A 1587-nucleotide genomic window follows, 5' to 3' on the forward strand; every position below is an offset into this window, starting at 1 on the left:
TGCTGAAAAGGCTGCCGACACATAAAGTGACCCAGATTGAAGAGTTACTGCCACACTGCTGGAAACCTGAACCGAATTAAAAAATAGGCATGGGGTTCAGCGGACGCTTACGTTAATCCATCTAATTAAATGCGCTTTAAGTGTGTTGAAAAGTGACTCTGGTAAGGAACAAGATTCAAATAAGCACTTCATTTCTTATGATAATTGTTGTTTGAAATATACATTAAAATTACAGAACCAAAAAATTCTTTGTTTAAAGATAAAGCGCTATCGAAGGATAAAGCTGGCTGCCAAGAAAAAACATTACCGGCAGAAATAGCATTTGAGCTATTCAGTTTCGAGATGGCCAATCTTTAGTGATCACCAAATAAAAATGCAAAGAAATTTTAGGGAATAAATTTTATAAAAAAGCAGATTTCTATCTTTGGACTCGCTCTTGTCTCGGGTTTAATGAGTGCCTGTAGTGGTGGGGGAAGTAGCTCAGACAGTCCTACTGTCACTACACCTCCAAATGTTCCGAAGGAAAGTATTTCCTCTGAGCTTTCAGAGGAATTTGTCCTGCTTGAAGATCAGGACATTGTAGATAAAATTCGCGATAAAATTTCAGGCAATACCAGTAATGATACCGACTATAACGTCGCTCTGGGTCACATGATTGGTGAAGTATTTGCACATTATCCTTATGGGCGTACTGCACGTATCATCAAAATTTATAATCTGGGCATCAATAGTATTAAATATCCAAATCTGATCTGTTCGGAAGTCAATACCACTGGTTCGGTCAAAACCCTGAAATTAAAAACGGATAAAGATAGCTGTGTTATTCTGGACAAGACTTATCGTAAAGGCTCAACCATTACTCAGACGATGAACGGTGATACGACGACTTTAAGCTTTAGCAATGTCCGTTATGGCTCAAATGTAGATTTTAATCTCAAGGACGACTACCTGATTTCTGGCACGATTGTGCATCGTAAAACTAAAAATGAAATGGGTGAATCCGAGTCTTATCAAATCGATCAGTTGGAATTCCAGCGTATAGCCGAGACCGGTCAGGCGGGTACTTCTGGAATCGCGTTTGATACAAAGAGCAAAGAATACCTGCAAGTGCGTAATTATAATTACAGCTTGGTGGATGATTATGGCAGTGGTAGCAATGGGATTCGTACCTTAACCAGTCGTGGCACGATTATCGGTCAGCCTGACCTGGCAGATTATCGTTACAGTTTTAAGTTCAATACTACGACACCATTCAAAATGGATGAAACCGTATTAAATAACTATAAGCATTTACCAAAAGAGGGTGTGCTTAGAATTGATGACAGTTATGATCAGGTGATTGAAGTCAAACAGAACCAGCCTGAATCATTGAAGGTTACTGTTTATTTCAATGGCAGTGAAATTGATGACCTGCTGTGGTCTACCATTATCGGGGATAAACAATAATTTGAGATGTCAAAAAAGCCCCGTATTGCCGTAATGCCAGTCAGTTAAGAAATTGACTGGCATTTTCTTGGGTATTTCTGTGGTTTTCCTTTCACAACTCGTGGGCAACTTCTAACCCTCCTCTCAGGCAACACATACCTC

General features: G+C 39.5%; 1 protein-coding gene. It reads left to right on the forward strand.

From position 1 onward, the window contains the following. Positions 1 to 402: 402 nt before the first annotated feature. Complete coding sequence (locus tag WFH18_RS17385; protein WP_034439156.1) at positions 403 to 1446, forward strand: hypothetical protein; 1044 nt, start codon at positions 403 to 405, stop codon at positions 1444 to 1446. Positions 1447 to 1587 lie beyond the last annotated feature (141 nt).

The organism is Acinetobacter sp. USHLN143, from assembly GCF_037145695.1.
Taxonomy (GTDB): domain Bacteria; phylum Pseudomonadota; class Gammaproteobacteria; order Pseudomonadales; family Moraxellaceae; genus Acinetobacter; species Acinetobacter fasciculus.